This is a genomic window from Fictibacillus tiangongensis (assembly GCF_048083785.1).
GTDB lineage: Bacteria > Bacillota > Bacilli > Bacillales > Fictibacillaceae > Fictibacillus.
The window spans coordinates 1,847,813-1,863,886 of record NZ_CP182294.1 but is presented as its reverse complement, the minus strand read 5'-3'; the positions used below and the strand labels follow the sequence as shown (position 1 = coordinate 1,863,886).

The following is a 16,074-nucleotide window of genomic DNA, read 5'->3' as shown; positions in this document are numbered from 1 at the left end:
TCAACTAGGCAATGAAGCCTTTCTAACAAATAATTATACAAAAGTGAAAAGAAAGATAGGAGGCTTACTATGGGAGAGCATAATACGTTTAAAGATATTCGAAAGAACGCTCCTAAAGGAGAGAACCCTGGACAACCAGCTCCTATGAGTGGTTCTAAAAAAGTAAAGCAACGTAACCATACGAGACAGAACCATGGAGAAGGCAGTTAAATAAAATAAAACAACCACAGGGACCGACAGATAATCTGTCAGTCCCTGTTCTTAATCGATCGAACGTATTGCATCTTCAACCGTCAAAAGCTCATCCTCGGAAATCGTTCTAAGATCGAGAAGGACTTCTTCCCCTTTGATCCTCACGATAATGGGGGTGCGATAATTCCGGAAAGCTCTTGCTAAATAATCTGCTCCTTTAAAGTGTTTAAGTCCTAAACAAAATGTTGGTAACTTCACATCCGGCATCGTTCCTCCCCCAACTTGAGAGAATTCTTCTAGAATTCGGATATGCAGAGAAGAATGATCTTCCACTTTTCTTTTTAGTCGCCATACGACTTCTCTGATCTCTTCAGGAGTTTTCAAAATATCTCTAACCGTAGGAATTTCTTTATATTCTTCATTCATATACGACTGCAACGTTTCGTTTAATGCAGCAATCGTAAATTTATCCACTCTTAAAACACGAGCTAGCTGATGCTTTTTCAATTTCTCGATGATCTTTTTCTTACCTGCAATTATTCCAGCTTGTGGGCCGCCTAAAAGTTTATCTCCGCTAAAAGACACTATATCTAATCCATTGTTAATAACGGAGGCGATCAATGGTTCATCACCGATTCCTTCAGACTGAAAAGGATAGAGAGCTCCACTTCCAAGATCTTCGTATATAATCAGCTCTTGATGATCCTTTTTCAACTGAATCAACTCACTTGAAGGAACTTCTTTCGTGAACCCGATCACCTTAAAATTACTTGTATGAACCTTCATGATCATACCAGTATCATCATTCAGCGCTCTTTCGTAATCAAAGAGATGCGTTTTATTCGTCGTTCCAACCTCACGGAGTTTCGCTCCACTTTCTTCCATAATAGAAGAGACACGAAATGAACCGCCTATTTCAACCAGCTCACCTCTTGACACGATTACTTCTTTGTTTTTAGCTAGCGCTTTAAGAATCAAGTAAACGGCTGCAGCATTATTGTTTACGACCATCGCTGCTTCTGCACCTGTCACTTGTTTAATTAGATTCTCTGTCAGGTCATGCCTGGAACCTCTTTTTCCTGCTTCCAAATTATATTCTAAATTCGAATACATTCTTGCTGTTTCACTCATCCGTTCTACACTTTTCTCACTGAGTCTCGAACGTCCTAGATTTGTATGTATAATGATTCCACTAGCATTAATCAAGGAGCGGATCTGATCCGTAGGATGAGTTAAGTTAGACTTTGCTGAATTTTTAACGAGTGACCTCATATCAGTTTTCAAGTCAATAGCATGGCGGTCGTTAAGAATAGTTTTCCGCCAATGTTTGATCGCATCTTGAACCGCTCGTGTTATTTCCTTTTCCGGTTTGCCACTCACTTCAGAACTGATATCTTTTACTACCTCATGCACGGCAGGCAGCTGTCTTAATAGATCAGATTTTGACAAGATGAAGCTCCTCCTTAAGGGTATAACGATCCCTTAGGGAGGGCATCGTTTTTAAGCCATTAATTTTTCTAATTGTTGTATGATCAAATCATGATCCGGAAATTCTCCGGTCTCTTTTTTTGAATAAATCTTTTCGCCATTGACGTTTACTTCAAACACTCCCCCAGAGCTAGGGATCAGTTCGAGTGATGAAATTTTAGAACGAAAATGGTTGAACAGGTCTTCCGCGAGACTCGCGGCTTTTGGTGCAAAGTTTCACATCATGCAGAATTCAATAGATACTTTCATTTTTCATCCTCCTTTTTTAAGACTATTTTAGTATATCCTTATGCATTTCACAAAAATAATGTTTATACTAACAAAAGGAGGTGTCGTTTCATTATGACAAGTAAAGACAATGTTAAGCTTACTCACCTTTCCTCAAAAGGTGGTTGAGGCTGTAAAATTGGTCCAGAAGACCTGGCGCAAGTTTTGCGTCATCTACCAAAACGTGAAAATGATCCTAACCTTTTAGTTGGTTTAGATACCTCAGACGATGCAGGAGTCTACAAGTTAACGGATGACCTTGCTATGATCCAGACAGTCGACTTCTTTACACCAATTGTAGACGATCCATACATGTTTGGCCAAATTGCGGCTGCCAATTCACTAAGTGATGTTTACGCAATGGGAGGACATCCTACGACGGTAATGAATATAGTAGGTTTCCCGATCAACACTCTCGGTCACGATGTTCTTGCTGAAATCCTAAAAGGAGCAGCCGATAAAGTGAAGGAGTCTGGTGCAGTTCTGGTTGGCGGACACTCGATCGATGATTCAGAGCCTAAGTTTGGTCTTTCTGTAACAGGACTTGTTCATCCATCAAAAGTATTTAAAAATGTTGGTGCGAGACCTGGAGATGTTCTTGTGTTAACAAAACCAATCGGTGTGGGTATACAAACCACAGCGATAAAAAAAGACAAGCTTACCGCCGAGCAGCTTCAAGTAGTCAGCGAAACGATGGCAGCACTGAATAAGACTGCTGCTGAATGTTTAGAAGGTCTATCTCCAAACGCTGTTACAGATGTAACTGGATTTGGTCTCCTTGGTCATGCGACTGAGATGGCAAAAGGAACAGGACATATTACAATCGTGATCGATTATGACCGAGTTCCACTTTTACCAGGCACATCAGAGCTTGCTCAAGAGGGGATCGTTCCTGGTGGCTCAAAAGCAAATCATCGTTGGATAAAAGATGATGTTCAATACGGAAACGACCTTTCCGAGTGGCAGCAATGGATTTTATGTGATGCTGTAACTTCTGGCGGTTTACTCGTAAGCCTTCCTGAAAACGAAGCTCTAGAATATGTGAAGAGACTTCACACTAATGGAATAACTGACGCTAGCATCGTCGGTCGTGTTCTTCCATTCTCTGAGAAACCGATCAAAGCCAATTAAACAAAAAAAACTCCGAGTTCGGAGTTTTTTTTGTTTATTTTTATGATGAATGGTTATAGATGTCTGCATAGACCTTATCATCAAATTCTTCAGGTGTTCCGTCAAAAACGAGTTTTCCGTCCTTAAGCGCAATGATTCTTGTGGCAAATTTTTTAGCGAGAATGACGTCGTGCACGTTAATAATTGACACAAGATTTCTTTTCACATGAGTTTTTTTTAATAATTGAAAAATCCGATCAGCCGTTCCAGGATCCAAACTCGCAACAGGTTCGTCTCCTAAGAATACTTTCGGATTTTGAACGAGTGCTCGAGCAATAGCTACTCTTTGTTTTTGCCCGCCGCTTAACTTCTCAACTCGTCTTGTTGGTTCAACCGTTAGCTCAACCTGATCAATCGCCTCTAGAGCTTGCAATCGATCACTGGATTTAAACAATCCTAACAAGTTCTCATATGATTTTTTGTATCCAAACAGTCCTGTTAAGATGTTCTGAACAACACTCATCCTCGGAATCAAGTTAAAGTGCTGAAAGATCATACCTGTTTTCCGGCGAACTTCTAACGTTTCTTTGTGAGTCATCTCACTTAACGTTTTATCTTCCCATTTCACATAACCTTCAGATACAGGCTGCAGCCCGTTAATGCATCTGATAAATGTTGATTTTCCTGCACCGCTTCTTCCTAAGACACAAACAAACTCTCCCTTTTGGAAAGTAATATTCACATCTGCTAAAGCAGGTTCTTTAGCACCAGGATACGTGACAGATACACTCTTAAATTCAATCATATTATCACCTAAATCACCTTTTCCCGAATTTTGCTGCCCGTATAGTCCACCATGATGACCATGATCATGATGAGTAGAACGTCAACCGAGACGAGTTGATACTGAAACGTTTTAAAATGAATAAATAACTGTTGACCGATTCCTCCTCCTCCAATCAAACCCAAGATGAGCGAGGTACGAATAGCGACCTCAAATCGGTAAAAAAATTGAGACAGGACATTCGGCCATATTTGTGGTAGTACTGCAAAAAGATTCCCGATCCATTTCCTTGCCCCAACTGCAAGCATCGCTTCCATCGGACCCTTATCAGCCGACTCGATCAGCTCTGATATCAGCTTTCCTAATACTCCGATGTTATGAAATATGATGGCGATAACGGCAGGAAACGGGCCAAGTCCAAGCGTTGTTAAAAGAATTAGACCGAAAACAAATTCAGGTACTGATCGTAAAAAGCTAAGCAAGAAGCGAGTTAAGAAATAGACAAAGCGATTTTCACTCGTATTTCGAGCCGCCATAAAGCTTAACGGAAGTGCGATAATCAGACCGAATAAACTCCCCAAAAATGCAATAGCAATCGTTAACAAACTTTCTTGAAACAGAAACGGCAGACTTTCTGTGTTCATCGGAAACCATTTCGACAGAAAGTCACCCATATTCTGAAAATCTCTAAACTTTGAAAGATCAAACTCGGTTAGTTTCATGCTTCCTATCACGAGTAAGCTTAAGCATAAAAGAATTAAAAACTGGCTCCTCTTAAACCAAACCATGGTTCCCCTCTATTCTTGAATGGTACCCTCTTTAATCGCTGCTTTTCGGATACTCTCGTAATCCTTGTTGTCTGCTTTCGTAAACCCAGTTGCACCAAAGGCATCTAAGATCTCTTTATCTTTAATATCTAAAAAGATCTCTTGAAGTTTCTTCATCGTTTTCTCATCTGTACTTTCAGATACAGCCCAAGGATATTGGAACAATTTTTCTGACTTCCAGATCACTTTAAACTGTTCTCCGTCAATCGCCCCTTCTTCGATCAATTTATCATAGATAGCGCTGTCGATCGCACCAACATCTACTTGTTTGTTTTGAACAGCAAGTGCGGTCGCATCATGTGAACCGGTGAACCTAACATTATTAAAATCACTATCAGATTCACTTCTATAGATGCCTTCATCTTTTAATTTAATACTAGGAATCAATGAGCCTGAAGTTGAGGATGGGTCACCAAAAGCAAACTTGACATTCTTAACGTCTGAAGCCATATCCTCAAAACTTTCATACTCGCTGTCTTTATGCGTGATTAAATAAGAATAGTAGAACGGTTCACCTTTGATCAGTTGAGTTACGATCGCTTTCGCTCCACTCTCTTCATGAGCGACAACGTATGTAAGAGGTCCGAAATAAGCCATGTCGATCTTATCATAGTTCATCGCTTCAACTACACCGTTGTAATCTGGATAAGATGTGATTTTAACTTCACGGTCCATTTTCTCACTAAGCACTTTCTGAAGCTTATCAAGCGCACCCTTCATCTCACCTTCTGTTTGTGCTGGGATCACTCCAATCGTAAAGACCTCATCTTTATTTGAGTTCGAATTTTTCTTATCTTCATTATTCGTTCCGCAAGCTGATAAGAATAGCATCATAGTCAGCAACAAAAAACTAAGTTTTTTCATCATACTCTCTCCTTTTTCTTATTAATCTTTATATAATTCCATATAAGAGTCTATCTCTTTCTTTATAGTGTGGTTCTCTTTTATGGTTTGATACCCATGATTACTTAGTTGTTTATACGTTTTATTATCAGAGATCACTTTTTTTATTGAATGATATAGTTCTTCTTGAGATCGAAACAGCAAACCGTTCATTCCGTGCTGTATGATGCTAGCGTTTCCGACATTATTCCTAGCAATTACAGGTTTTTTAAAACTCATCGCTTCTAATAATGCTGTCGGCTGCCCCTCTGAGATCGATGTATTCAGTACAACATCTCCCCATTCATACAGCTCCTTCATTTGACTGAGTTCTACTTCGGGCAGATAATACAGCCAATCATACTCCTTTTCTGCCTTCTTCACTCGTTCGAGCTCTTCCTCATCTAAGTTTGCACCTACTAGTAAAAAACAGAGTTCAGTGAAATCTTCAGACAGCTTAATCAAGCTTTCTAAAGCAAAAAGAACATCTTTTACCGGGCGAATTCCAGCTGGCAGTAACAATTTTGGAAAGCCCTCAGGTAGAGTCAATGTTTGGAGCGTATGGTCTGTAGTAGGTAAATAGATACTTTGAGGTATCACATGTACAGATTTATCACTTATTCCATAATCTTTTACGAGCATTTGTCTAGCTTGTTGAGTAAAAACAGCGACAGCTTTTGCTTCACGCAACATAGGCAGATATCTTTCTTCGTCTTCTATTAATGAATGGTTGAGATCTGTTCCTCCAGAGGTAACGATATATGGCTTGTCCAACGTAACCTCATTTTTTTCAGCCCATTGAACGAATCTAGAAAAATGAAGAATGTGATAAATATCCGCTTTCTTCATCCATTCAAGAAGAGTAGGATTAACACTTGATTCTTCATACGGAAATAAAGAAAACTCAACTTTCTGAGACAATCCATGTTCTAACCGTTTGGCCGTAGTAGAATTACCACGGCTCTGTTTATAATATGGAGTGAAAAAAACAACTCTCAATTATTGCACCCATTTCCTAAGATTAGATTCTCGCATCGTATATCCTAAAGAATCCATACATTCCAAGATCGGTATTAAAAACTTTCTTGATGTATGAAGAACCGCCTTTGCATCCTGCACGGAGAAGGCTAAATCCGTATTGACTCTCAATTGTTCAACTGCTGAAACAAATGCCTTTTTACTCAACACCACTTCATCAAATAGCGTCACCACTTCATTAGTCTTAATCAAAAAATACTTAAACTCATGATAAAGAGGTTCTGGAAGTTGTTGAGCGTTATAGATGTTCACTAGGTCATCCGGTTCAAGCTGCGCTTCTTCTAAGATGGTCAGAACATTCGCCATCCTTTTCGCCCATTTTTCTGGATATTGTGGTTTAAAATGAGATAGGTGAACAAATTGGTCCGTGATCGAAACGGTCGAATCTGTTACCCATTTTTCAAGAAGCGCGTTAACTATCTTCGGATTTACTTCGCGTTGGAATGATTGAACAATTTCTGCCTTTGGAATACCTTGCCTTAAACTATACTCACTATGGAAGTTTTGAAGTTTGTTCATGATGCTAGATTTTATATGCTGTACCGTAGAATGAGAAACCAAATAATTCTGCATTCGTTCAACAGAACCCTCATTTAATAGTTCGTCCAACGTGTGTTGAAGAATTTCCTCATCCATTCCACTAGATCTCTTAAGTTCTAATTCTGTCATCGAACCTAATTTATTAAGCAACTGTAGAACCCGCTCACCAGGAGTTCCTTTATGTTTACTTTTCAATCGTTCGATGGTCTCTGCTCCAAATCTATAAACAGATCCTTTCGGGTCGATAACTTCTCCTCCGCCAATTGTTTCCTCAGGAGTTGGTCTTCTTAAGATGAAACGATCCCCTCGTTTCGTTACGACCTCTTGATCTAATCGAACTTGACAATATATTTGATCTTCATTGACATCAAGCTCATTTCGGTCGAATAGGACGAGTTTACCCATCACTTCAGACGTACCACTATAAAACTTCACAAGCGAGCGCTGTTTCAACTTTCCTTGCCAGCCTCCACCCGTTGATAACACGAGATCGATAGTGTTCGTGGTCGAGTAGACATTCGATTCTACTAGTACATGACCTCTTTTCCAATCTGCTCTAGAACCTCCTGAAAGGTTTAGCGCTGCTCTCTGCCCCGCTCTAGCGGAATGAACATCTTGTTTATGCACTTGAAGTTTTCGAATCTTCACTTTATCGTTACCTGGCTGAACAAGAAGTTCATCACCTTCCTGAACCTCACCTTCATAGACCGTACCTCTTACAACAGTACCTTGTCCTTTTACGGTAAAGATGTGATCAATCGGCATGCGAAACGCGCCTTGTGACGATTTAACAGGTGTGTCTCTTAAGAGGTTAATGATTTGATTTTTCAATTTCTCTATTCCTGCAGAAGAAACGCTGTCTACAAAATGTATTGGAAAATGTTCAAAAACCGATGAGTTTGTAAGTTCCAAAATGTCTTCTTCAACTAACAACCTCATCTCTTCATCGATCAAATCTGACTTTGTAACTACGATTATTCCCTTCTCAATGCCTAAGTAGGAAAGAATTTCAAAGTGTTCTCTCGTTTGAGGCATCACACCTTCATCTCCAGCGATCACAAGGAGAACTAGATCGATTCCCGCCACACCAGCGATCATCTGACGAATCAGCTTTTCATGACCCGGTACATCTACTATAGAGGTATGCAGGTCTTTTGTTAACGGAAAAGGCGCAAACCCTGGTTCGATCGTAATCTTACGTGCTTTTTCTTCTTTGAGTGTATCTGTATCGATCCCACTCAAAGCTTTTGTTAGCGTCGTTTTTCCGTGATCAATGTGTCCGGCCATTCCAATCGTATAATAGTTTATCGTCATATGTTTAACCACCTATATGTACATACTCTTTTACACTTTATGAAAAGGAGATGTAAAAAACAAGGATAACGCATTATTCAATGTTGAAAAATAGCGAACTTTGCCTGTTTGATATTATTTCCCAGACCACTATAAACAAATGCATATTTATTCATCACTGTATACCCACAGGTTATCCACAGAACAAGTTATTCACACTTGTCCACAGGATGAACTGTTATAGTTGAAAAAATTTACTGTTATAGTGGTAAGTTGTTATAGTTGGATTTTTCCTCTGTTACAGTCGCGTTGCACCACAATTCGACAAACTCTCTCTCCCCTACCGTAAGGAAAAAGGCTCAAGTCTTGTCCTACAGAGGTAAAATGCTGTATAATGCAATAGCGAGCTAAGGAATTTACATGGGGCCAGATGTGTAGCTGGTGCTTGCCTGGGTCTTCAAAACCTTTTGGGAGGCGCGTGCCGTCTCCGGTGGGTTCGATTCCCACATGGTCCCGCCAAAAATTTATACATATGAGGTGGACGCATTGTCTGGATGGTTCATCACTTTTATCGTGTTATGGTCCGTTTTTTTATTTACTATGTTTGCAATCGGCGGCTATTTTATGTTCCGCAAATTCTTAAAACGATTACCTAAAGAAGATGGAAAATCAATTTTAGATTGGCAAGAACATTACATCAACCAAACTATTCATCTATGGACAGATGATCAGAAAAAGCTTCTAAATGAATTAGTAGCTCCAGTACCGGAACTCTTCAGGGATGTAGCTAAAGAAAAGATAGCTGGTAAGATTGGCGAATTAGCATTGCAAGAAAATGCAAGTTCAATGTCACAAGACTTAATCATTCGCGGCTATATTATCGCTACACCAAAAAGAGATCACAAGTGGTTGATCAAGACACTAAAAAAGAAAAACATCGATATCAAACCTTATCATTCTTTACTCGCATAAAGAACCCCTGAATCATTTAGATTCAGGGGTTTTCTTTTGTTATTAAAGTTTATAATGCGATTTCATTTTTCTTTTTATTGAACAAAACGAGCATGGCAAGTCGCCATGGCAGAATCATTCCAAACGCAACGATAAAGAATAACGAACTTGTTTCAAAGATCGATATCGTCGAACCGATATACCACTTTAGAGCTAAGCGGATGGCAAACAATCCGATTATGATAAAGATAAAGGCTTTCGATCGAACTAAGTATACATGATCGCCTTTAATCTCGAACTTGCTTGTCATGATTAGAAATATCGAGAACATGACACCTACTAAGAACGCCTCCCCCGCTTCCGTCCAGGTGATGTGAAAAGCAGGAATCACGAACTGAAGAAAACCTGTGCTCATAGCCAATGGGGGTATGATGATCTTTTTGGTCGTCACCGGTTCTCTTGTTTCTTTCATTCGAAAATTAAAAATAATCACTGCCATGATGATGGCAAAGCATGTACTCGCAATAAAAAACACCGTTAGTTCCCTTCCCCTACTTCTTTCTCGATCTTATCTTCTGCAATTGAGAGGATAATGGTCATCGTCACACCGATTACTGTCAGATATACACCTAAGTCAAAGAGCATCGCTGTAGCGAGTTCAGTCTTTCCTAACAGAGGAAGTTGAAAATAGCCAAAACTATGACTCAAAAACGGAACACCCAAAACAAAGGAACCTGCACCGGTCAGTATGGCGATCAATAAACCGGCTGCGATCATGTACGTAAAGTTAATCGGCAAGATTCTATGTACAGGCTGTAATCCGTAGGAAACATAGAGAAGAAGAAATGCTCCTGCTCCCATCAATCCTCCGATAAATCCTCCTCCAGGTGCATTGTGACCTGAAAAAAGCATGTTGATTGAAAAAGCTAAAATAACAAAAACAATAATAGTTGTTGTTGTTTTTAAGATAAGGTCATTCGATCGTGTATGCATGATGTAAATCCCCTTTCCATTTTACTCTTAAAAACCTTTGAATCCTCCAAACACACGGTTTGTTAAAAACGACGTTAATTGAGTCAGCCAATCAAAGTATAGTAAGATTCCCATGATGACCATCAGAGTTCCGCCAACTACCATAAACTGACGATTGAACTTTTTTATTACCTTTAGTTTATCCAAAAAGAAGCTTAAAACAAAGAAAGGAACAGCAAATCCTAAAACATAAGCGACCATATACGTCATAGAAGCTGCTGGATTTGATACTCCAAGCGCAATAACGCCTGCTAGAATCGGACCCATACAAGGTGTCCAACCTGCTGCAAAACCAATGCCGATCAATACGGAACCCAGGTATCCAGTAGGACGAGACTGAAACCTGACCTTCTTATCCTTCATCAGAAATGTAGGAGATATGAATCCTATTACAACTAGTCCGAAAAAGATGATTACTATAGCTCCGATTTGTCTTAACAACGTTTGATATTGGACGAAAAGATCCCCGATTATCGTAGTAGACAGACCAAGGAAAAGAAAGATGATCGAAAAACCTATTAAAAAAAATGCAGTATGTAAAAGCGCCGTTTTTCTAAGCATTGCGTTTTCTTCTTTAAGTTCCTGAACAGAGATCCCGGTTATGTAAGATAGAAAAGCAGGATACAACGGTAAACAGCAAGGTGAAACAAAGGAGAGCAAGCCAGCTCCAAAAGCAAGCAGAATATTAAGATCGGTCATTTTTTTAGTAAGCTCCTTTTTACAGTTCTCTCTCTATCTTAAAGGGAATATCCATTTTGTTCAAACATAAAGAAAGACAGCTTTAAAAAAAGCTGTCAGATATTTTTATGGTTTCTGTAAATACTCTTCGAGGGTAATTCCCTGCTCGTGAATTTTTTTAGCATGATCCACTCCAACATACCGTAGATGCCAAGGTTCATATTGATATCCCGTTATCTCTTCTTTTCCTTTAAGATATCTGATGATGAATCCATACTTATGTGCATTCTCAGCGAGCCATTTTCCTTCTTTTGTCTCACCGAATGCTTCTACCAGTTCAAAATTCACTTCCTGAGAAGTAACGTCCATAGACAATCCAGTCTGATGCTCACTCTGACCGGGTCTGGAACTTGTTTTGTTAGCCACTTCTTCACCTTTTTGCTCCGCGTTAAAGGCAAAGATGGATACTTGTGTATCATATGAGCGGTAACCTGATTGAGCTAGCAGCTCCAGGCCATCTTCTTGGGCTGCCTTAAACAATACTTCTAAAGAAAGTGCAGCTTCTTTTCTAAGTTTTTTCTTAGGCAGATCCTCTTTAAACGGGAACGGAACATTCGGTGTAACTAAATCTTTCGGTTCATAATCACCTGGCAGGTTTCTTTCCTTGTTTGCAACAATTAAAAGATCGTCTAAATTCTGTACGACCGCTTTTCCGTCACCGGATGCTGTTACCGTCTCTTCTAGCCATGGCAGATCACCCTCCGCTGAAGGCTCTTCTTTTGGAGTTTCATTTTTGTTTTCATCTTTTGGTTTTGGTGTAGTCTGCTCGTTCGAAATCTGTTTTTCGTTCTCTTCAGAGCTCTCTTCATTAAAGGCAGCATTCCATTTCTTTTCTGCCCAATCAACTGGCTTACATGCTGAAAGGACAACCATGCTGCCGATCAACATTGATGGTAATACATATTTCTTCAAAGCATTCTCATCCTTTTATTCAGTTTGTCTGTACGTGTATGCTATCTTATAATAAAATAATTTGCAAATAAGTCAATCCTTAAAACACATGTTCATATTTTCGAAAAATTATAGTAAAAAATAGGGACAATTTTTGAATAGTGATTGTAATAAAATTTTTTTCGTAAACTTTGCTTGAAAAAACTCTGGTTTTTTCTATGTTATTTTACGGTACGTGTTTTTATATTTATTACTCGTTCACCGGTTAGTTGGTTGTTTTCACCTCTAGTCGCTTTGTTTTCACCTATAAAACGGTTAGGAGCACCGCTAAGACGCGTATAACCACCTGAGATTACACACCGTGCATCACTTGAAAGCAATACACACACAGTACAAAACAGCATTAAGAAAGACAGCTCTGTATGAAGAAGAGCTGTCTTTTCCTACGGATACCATTTCGTTAATTAACCTACATCGTTCATAGAATCTTTTCCATGCTGTAAAAGGAACATCTTGTGATACAATCCTCGCTGTCTTAATAGTTCTTGGTGAGTGCCTCTTTCGACAATTTCACCTTTATGCAACACGAGAATGAGTTCGGCGTCTTGTATCGTAGATAATCGATGTGCGATAGCAATGGTCGTTCTGCCGCTTCGCATTTTATGAAGAGCTTCTTGAATCTCTTCCTCCGTCTCTGTATCAATGTTTGCCGTCGCTTCGTCAAGTATTAAAATTTTCGGGGAAAAAGCCATCGTGCGTGCAAAAGAGATCAGCTGCCTTTGCCCACTTGAAAAAGTGGCTCCTCTTTCTCCTAACTCTGTTCGATAACCCTCTGGCAACTTTTCGATAAAGGGTGCAGCTTGAACAAACCTAGCTGCATTCTTTACATCTTCATCTGTGATCGTCTGGTTGTACAATCTTACGTTCTGCATTATATCACCTACAAATAAGAAAGGATCTTGCAGAACGAGCCCCATCTTGGTTCTCAACTCTTTGTTTTCAAAACTGGATAAAGGAACGTCATCTATCAAAATCTTACCTTTATTCACTTCATAAAAACGCATGAGCAAATTGATGATCGAGCTCTTACCACTCCCGGTATGACCGACGAGTGCCACTGTTTGACCAGGCTCTGCAGTGAAAGAGATACCTTTTAGAACTTCCTGTTCTCCATCATAAGAAAAGGAAACGTCTTTAAATTGAATCTTTCCTCTTGAAATCGAAGGCGTCTCATCCCCTTTTTTGACAGGAGCAAATTCTTCTTCATCCATGACTGTAAATACTCGTCCTGCAGAAACGATCGCTTGCTGAAAGATAGAAAGGCGCATCATCATCATGTTAACCGGTTCAAAAAAGCGATCCAGATAATTGATAAAAGCATAGATCACACCGATCTCAACGGGTGAATTAAAAGACTTAATGCCAAAAAAGGATAGAATCATCAACAATGCAAGCATATAGACAAGATCAACCGCAGGTCTTAGCAACAAACCGTTGTATTTTATATTTCTGATCTGTGCGTCATTATGCTCTTGATTGATTTTTGCGAACTCTTTTCTTAGCCTCTTCTGCTGGTTGAACACTTGGACGATCGACATCCCCTGTAGAGATTCGTTCAATTTAGCATTCAACTGGCTTAGTTTTTCTCTCATGTCATAAAACGACCTTGAACTGTATTTACGGTACAACCACATGATCAAAACGATGAACGGCAGAATCCCTAAACAGAATAAGGCAAGTTTCAAATTCAAATAGAACATGAAGCCAAAGATTCCAAATAAAAATACAATATTTTGAACGAACGTTGAGAGTACACTTACATAAAGATCTTTCACTGCTTCTGTATCGTTCGTAATTCTTGATACTAGACTTCCAACTGGTGTACGGTCAAAGAATTTTAATCCTAGTGAATGTACCTTTGAAAACACTTGAATCCGAAGCGTTTGAATGATATCTAGAGCGACCGATTGAAACAGAACAAATTGTATGTAATTCACGACCGCTGAGATTACGATTAATCCAATATATCCAGAAGCAAGGATCACTAAAGCTTGTTGATCGAAATTTCGAGGTGTGACAAAATCGTCGATGAACGTTTTAACGAGAATAGGACCGGTGAGTTCAGCTGCAGTCGCAACGAGTAAAAGAAAGAAAGCGAACGCCAAACGCTTCTTGTGTGGTTTCGTATACGACATGAGTCTTTTGAAAACTGACCACTGCTTCATTTGCTGCAACTCATCGAGCGTTGGTTCTTGTTCGGTACTCATCTGATTACACCTCCTTGCGAAATCAGTGTTTCCAATGCTTGTTTTTCATATGTTTCTTTGTACCATCCATCCTCATTCAATAAACTGAGATGAGTACCCCGTTGTACGATTGTTCCGTTCTCCAAAACGATGATCAGATCACAATGCGCGATCGATGATAGGCGATGTGCTGTAATGATTGTCGTTTGATCCTGGCGTTTACTCTTCAATTGCTGAAGGATGGATTCTTCTGTCTTAGCATCAACAGCAGAAAGGGAGTCGTCTAGAATTAATATTTCTGGGTTCTTAATCAATGCTCTTGCAATAGAGATCCTTTGTTTTTGTCCCCCTGAAAGTGTAACGCCTCTCTCCCCCACTACTGTTTCATAACCGTATTTGAACTGCGATATATCTTTATGGATAGAGGCCAGTTCTGCCGCTTCTTTTATTTTTATAAAAGATGATTCAACTTTAGAGAACGCTATATTTTCCGCAATAGTTGCCGAAAATAAAAAATGGTCTTGAGGTACATAGCCGATCGAATTTCGTAATGCATGCAATTTATAATCACAGATATCGTGATCATCTATAATAATGTCGTCTGATCTTAATTGAAATTCACGCAGCAATAGCTTGCATAGCGTGGTTTTGCCACTGCCTGTCTTTCCGACTACCCCAAGAGTCTGACCGCGTTTTAAAGTAAAATGGATATCACTTAAAACAGGAGTATCCGTAGTGTAAGAAAATTCCTCTAATTGAAATGAGATATCACCTTTAGGACTGTTTTCGATTGAACCACTGTCTTCGATCTCTTCTTTCACAGCAAGTAGTGACTCTACACGATCATAAGAAGCTCTTCCTCGCTCTACAATGTTAAACAGCCAGCCAAATGCAAGCATCGGCCATATGAGTAATCCGAGGTAGCTCGTAAATGAAACGAGTTCGCCTATTGTGAGTTCGTTGCGAGTTACGAGAATCGAGCCATAACCAACCGCTAAGAAAAAGGAGAAACCAATGATCAGGGATATCGTCGGATCGAACAAAGAATCGACACGTGCAACAGCCATGTTCTTTTTTACAGCATCTTTTGATAGGTTGGAAAAGCTGTCGATATCATCTCTTTCTTGACCAAAAGCTTTGATTACCCTCGTTCCAGAGATGCTTTCTTGCACCTTATCGTTTAGTGTCGAGAATGCTTCTTGTGCACTATGAAACCTCTTATGCAGCATCGTGCCATACTTGTTTGTTGCCCAAGCCATGATAGGTAGAGGCAGAAGACTGACAAGTGTCAGTTTCCAACTGATCGTAGTAGCCATAGCGATCAACGTGAAGCCGCCCATCATCAAAGAATCTACTAAAGTCAAAACACCATCCCCTGCAGTTTGTTGAATGGCTTGCAGGTCGTTTGTAGAATGAGCCATCAAGTCTCCTACACGTCTCTTATGGTAGAATTCTTGAGATTTTTTTGTAAAATGTTCGTACAGCCTATTTCTTAGTAACATAGCCAATTTAACGGCTGAACCGAATATTAAGATCCTCCAGATATAACGAAGAACATAGATGCCAATCGCAATACCGATTAATACAGCAGCATATCTCCATAAGATCTCTTCGGTTATCGTACCTTCCTCAATATGATCAACAATGAGCCCGACCACTTTTGGAGGTACTAACAACCCTAATGATACGAATGCCAGCATCACGATCCCGCCTAAATATCGCCACTTTTCTTGTTTAAAATACCACATCAATTGCAGAAAAACCCTCAACGCCCGTTCCCCCTTGTTTGCATATC

16 protein-coding genes and 1 tRNA gene are annotated in these 16,074 nt (G+C 39.6%); 4 read left to right on the top strand and 13 right to left on the bottom strand.

Going from position 1 to position 16,074, the window contains the following annotated elements:
* Window positions 1–69 precede the first annotated feature (69 nt).
* Entirely contained in the window at window positions 70–210 is a 141-nt protein-coding gene (locus ACNJYY_RS10075; RefSeq protein ID WP_416731585.1) for a small acid-soluble spore protein P, read from the top strand.
* Between the two features lie 51 nt (window positions 211–261).
* Here the strand turns inward: ACNJYY_RS10075 and selA are convergent, their stop codons facing one another.
* Window positions 262–1,641, bottom strand: a complete 1,380-nt coding sequence (gene selA, locus ACNJYY_RS10070; RefSeq protein WP_416731584.1) for an L-seryl-tRNA(Sec) selenium transferase — start codon at window positions 1,639–1,641, stop codon at window positions 262–264.
* Window positions 1,642–1,692: 51 nt separating this feature from the next.
* Window positions 1,693–1,929: an Rdx family protein gene (locus ACNJYY_RS10065; RefSeq protein WP_416731583.1), complete on the bottom strand. Its 237-nt coding sequence runs from the start codon at window positions 1,927–1,929 to the stop codon at window positions 1,693–1,695.
* Between the two features lie 93 nt (window positions 1,930–2,022).
* Between ACNJYY_RS10065 and selD the strand changes: the two genes are divergently transcribed.
* Window positions 2,023–3,078: a selenide, water dikinase SelD gene (gene selD / locus ACNJYY_RS10060; RefSeq protein ID WP_416731582.1), complete on the top strand. Its 1,056-nt coding sequence runs from the start codon at window positions 2,023–2,025 to the stop codon at window positions 3,076–3,078.
* Between the two features lie 40 nt (window positions 3,079–3,118).
* On the opposite strand, the gene phnC is transcribed toward selD, so the two are convergent.
* From phnC to selB, 5 genes are read right to left on the bottom strand one after another with little or no spacing between them, the layout of a single operon-like run.
* On the bottom strand, window positions 3,119–3,862 hold the full coding sequence (gene phnC, locus ACNJYY_RS10055) for a phosphonate ABC transporter ATP-binding protein (RefSeq protein WP_191753540.1): 744 nt from the start codon (window positions 3,860–3,862) through the stop codon (window positions 3,119–3,121).
* 8 nt (window positions 3,863–3,870) lie between these two features.
* Complete coding sequence (gene phnE / locus ACNJYY_RS10050; RefSeq protein WP_416731581.1) at window positions 3,871–4,629, bottom strand: phosphonate ABC transporter, permease protein PhnE; 759 nt, start codon at window positions 4,627–4,629, stop codon at window positions 3,871–3,873.
* A gap of 9 nt (window positions 4,630–4,638) precedes the next feature.
* Window positions 4,639–5,532 carry a phosphate/phosphite/phosphonate ABC transporter substrate-binding protein gene (gene phnD, locus ACNJYY_RS10045; RefSeq protein WP_416731841.1) on the bottom strand — a complete coding sequence of 298 codons (894 nt, stop codon included), beginning with the start codon at window positions 5,530–5,532 and terminating at the stop codon, window positions 4,639–4,641.
* A 21-nt stretch (window positions 5,533–5,553) separates the two neighbouring features.
* Window positions 5,554–6,549, bottom strand: a complete 996-nt coding sequence (locus ACNJYY_RS10040) for a glycosyltransferase (protein WP_416731580.1) — start codon at window positions 6,547–6,549, stop codon at window positions 5,554–5,556.
* On the bottom strand, window positions 6,550–8,442 hold the full coding sequence (gene selB / locus ACNJYY_RS10035) for a selenocysteine-specific translation elongation factor (RefSeq protein WP_416731579.1): 1,893 nt from the start codon (window positions 8,440–8,442) through the stop codon (window positions 6,550–6,552). It lies immediately after the preceding gene.
* Between the two features lie 401 nt (window positions 8,443–8,843).
* On the opposite strand from selB, the gene ACNJYY_RS10030 reads away from it, so the two are divergent.
* Window positions 8,844–8,940, top strand: a tRNA-Sec gene (locus ACNJYY_RS10030).
* Window positions 8,929–9,393, top strand: a complete 465-nt coding sequence (locus tag ACNJYY_RS10025; protein ID WP_416731578.1) for a DUF2621 domain-containing protein — start codon at window positions 8,929–8,931, stop codon at window positions 9,391–9,393. The genes ACNJYY_RS10030 and ACNJYY_RS10025 overlap by 12 nt, the downstream gene beginning before the upstream one ends.
* Window positions 9,394–9,442: 49 nt before the next feature.
* On the opposite strand, the gene ACNJYY_RS10020 is transcribed toward ACNJYY_RS10025, so the two are convergent.
* The 6 genes from ACNJYY_RS10020 to ACNJYY_RS09995 form a co-directional block, all read right to left on the bottom strand.
* Window positions 9,443–9,907, bottom strand: coding sequence for a CcdC family protein (locus tag ACNJYY_RS10020; protein WP_416731577.1), 465 nt, complete (start codon window positions 9,905–9,907; stop codon window positions 9,443–9,445).
* Between the two features lie 2 nt (window positions 9,908–9,909).
* Window positions 9,910–10,368, bottom strand: a complete 459-nt coding sequence (locus ACNJYY_RS10015) for a Na(+)/H(+) antiporter subunit B (protein ID WP_416731840.1) — start codon at window positions 10,366–10,368, stop codon at window positions 9,910–9,912.
* Window positions 10,369–10,392: 24 nt separating this feature from the next.
* Window positions 10,393–11,103, bottom strand: a complete 711-nt coding sequence (locus tag ACNJYY_RS10010; protein ID WP_416731576.1) for a cytochrome c biogenesis CcdA family protein — start codon at window positions 11,101–11,103, stop codon at window positions 10,393–10,395.
* A gap of 105 nt (window positions 11,104–11,208) precedes the next feature.
* Window positions 11,209–12,054 carry a M15 family metallopeptidase gene (locus ACNJYY_RS10005; protein WP_416731575.1) on the bottom strand — a complete coding sequence of 282 codons (846 nt, stop codon included), beginning with the start codon at window positions 12,052–12,054 and terminating at the stop codon, window positions 11,209–11,211.
* A 443-nt stretch (window positions 12,055–12,497) separates the two neighbouring features.
* Window positions 12,498–14,300 carry an ABC transporter ATP-binding protein gene (locus tag ACNJYY_RS10000; protein ID WP_416731574.1) on the bottom strand — a complete coding sequence of 601 codons (1,803 nt, stop codon included), beginning with the start codon at window positions 14,298–14,300 and terminating at the stop codon, window positions 12,498–12,500.
* A complete protein-coding gene (locus tag ACNJYY_RS09995) occupies window positions 14,297–16,048 on the bottom strand; it encodes an ABC transporter transmembrane domain-containing protein (protein ID WP_416731573.1) in 1,752 nt (583 codons plus the stop codon). Before ACNJYY_RS09995 ends, ACNJYY_RS10000 begins: the two co-directional genes overlap by 4 nt.
* Window positions 16,049–16,074 lie beyond the last annotated feature (26 nt).

Bases quoted from the DNA above. Each gene is read 5' to 3' on its own strand.
- ACNJYY_RS10075 (WP_416731585.1), top strand. From the start codon at position 70: ATGGGAGAGCATAATACGTTTAAAGATATTCGAAAGAACGCTCCTAAA.
- phnC (WP_191753540.1), bottom strand. From the start codon at position 3,862: ATGATTGAATTTAAGAGTGTATCTGTCACGTATCCTGGTGCTAAAGAA.
- phnE (WP_416731581.1), bottom strand. From the start codon at position 4,629: ATGGTTTGGTTTAAGAGGAGCCAGTTTTTAATTCTTTTATGCTTAAGC.
- phnD (WP_416731841.1), bottom strand. From the start codon at position 5,532: ATGAAAAAACTTAGTTTTTTGTTGCTGACTATGATGCTATTCTTATCA.
- selB (WP_416731579.1), bottom strand. From the start codon at position 8,442: ATGACGATAAACTATTATACGATTGGAATGGCCGGACACATTGATCAC.
- ACNJYY_RS10025 (WP_416731578.1), top strand. From the start codon at position 8,929: ATGGTCCCGCCAAAAATTTATACATATGAGGTGGACGCATTGTCTGGA.
- ACNJYY_RS10010 (WP_416731576.1), bottom strand. From the start codon at position 11,103: ATGACCGATCTTAATATTCTGCTTGCTTTTGGAGCTGGCTTGCTCTCC.
- ACNJYY_RS10000 (WP_416731574.1), bottom strand. From the start codon at position 14,300: ATGAGTACCGAACAAGAACCAACGCTCGATGAGTTGCAGCAAATGAAG.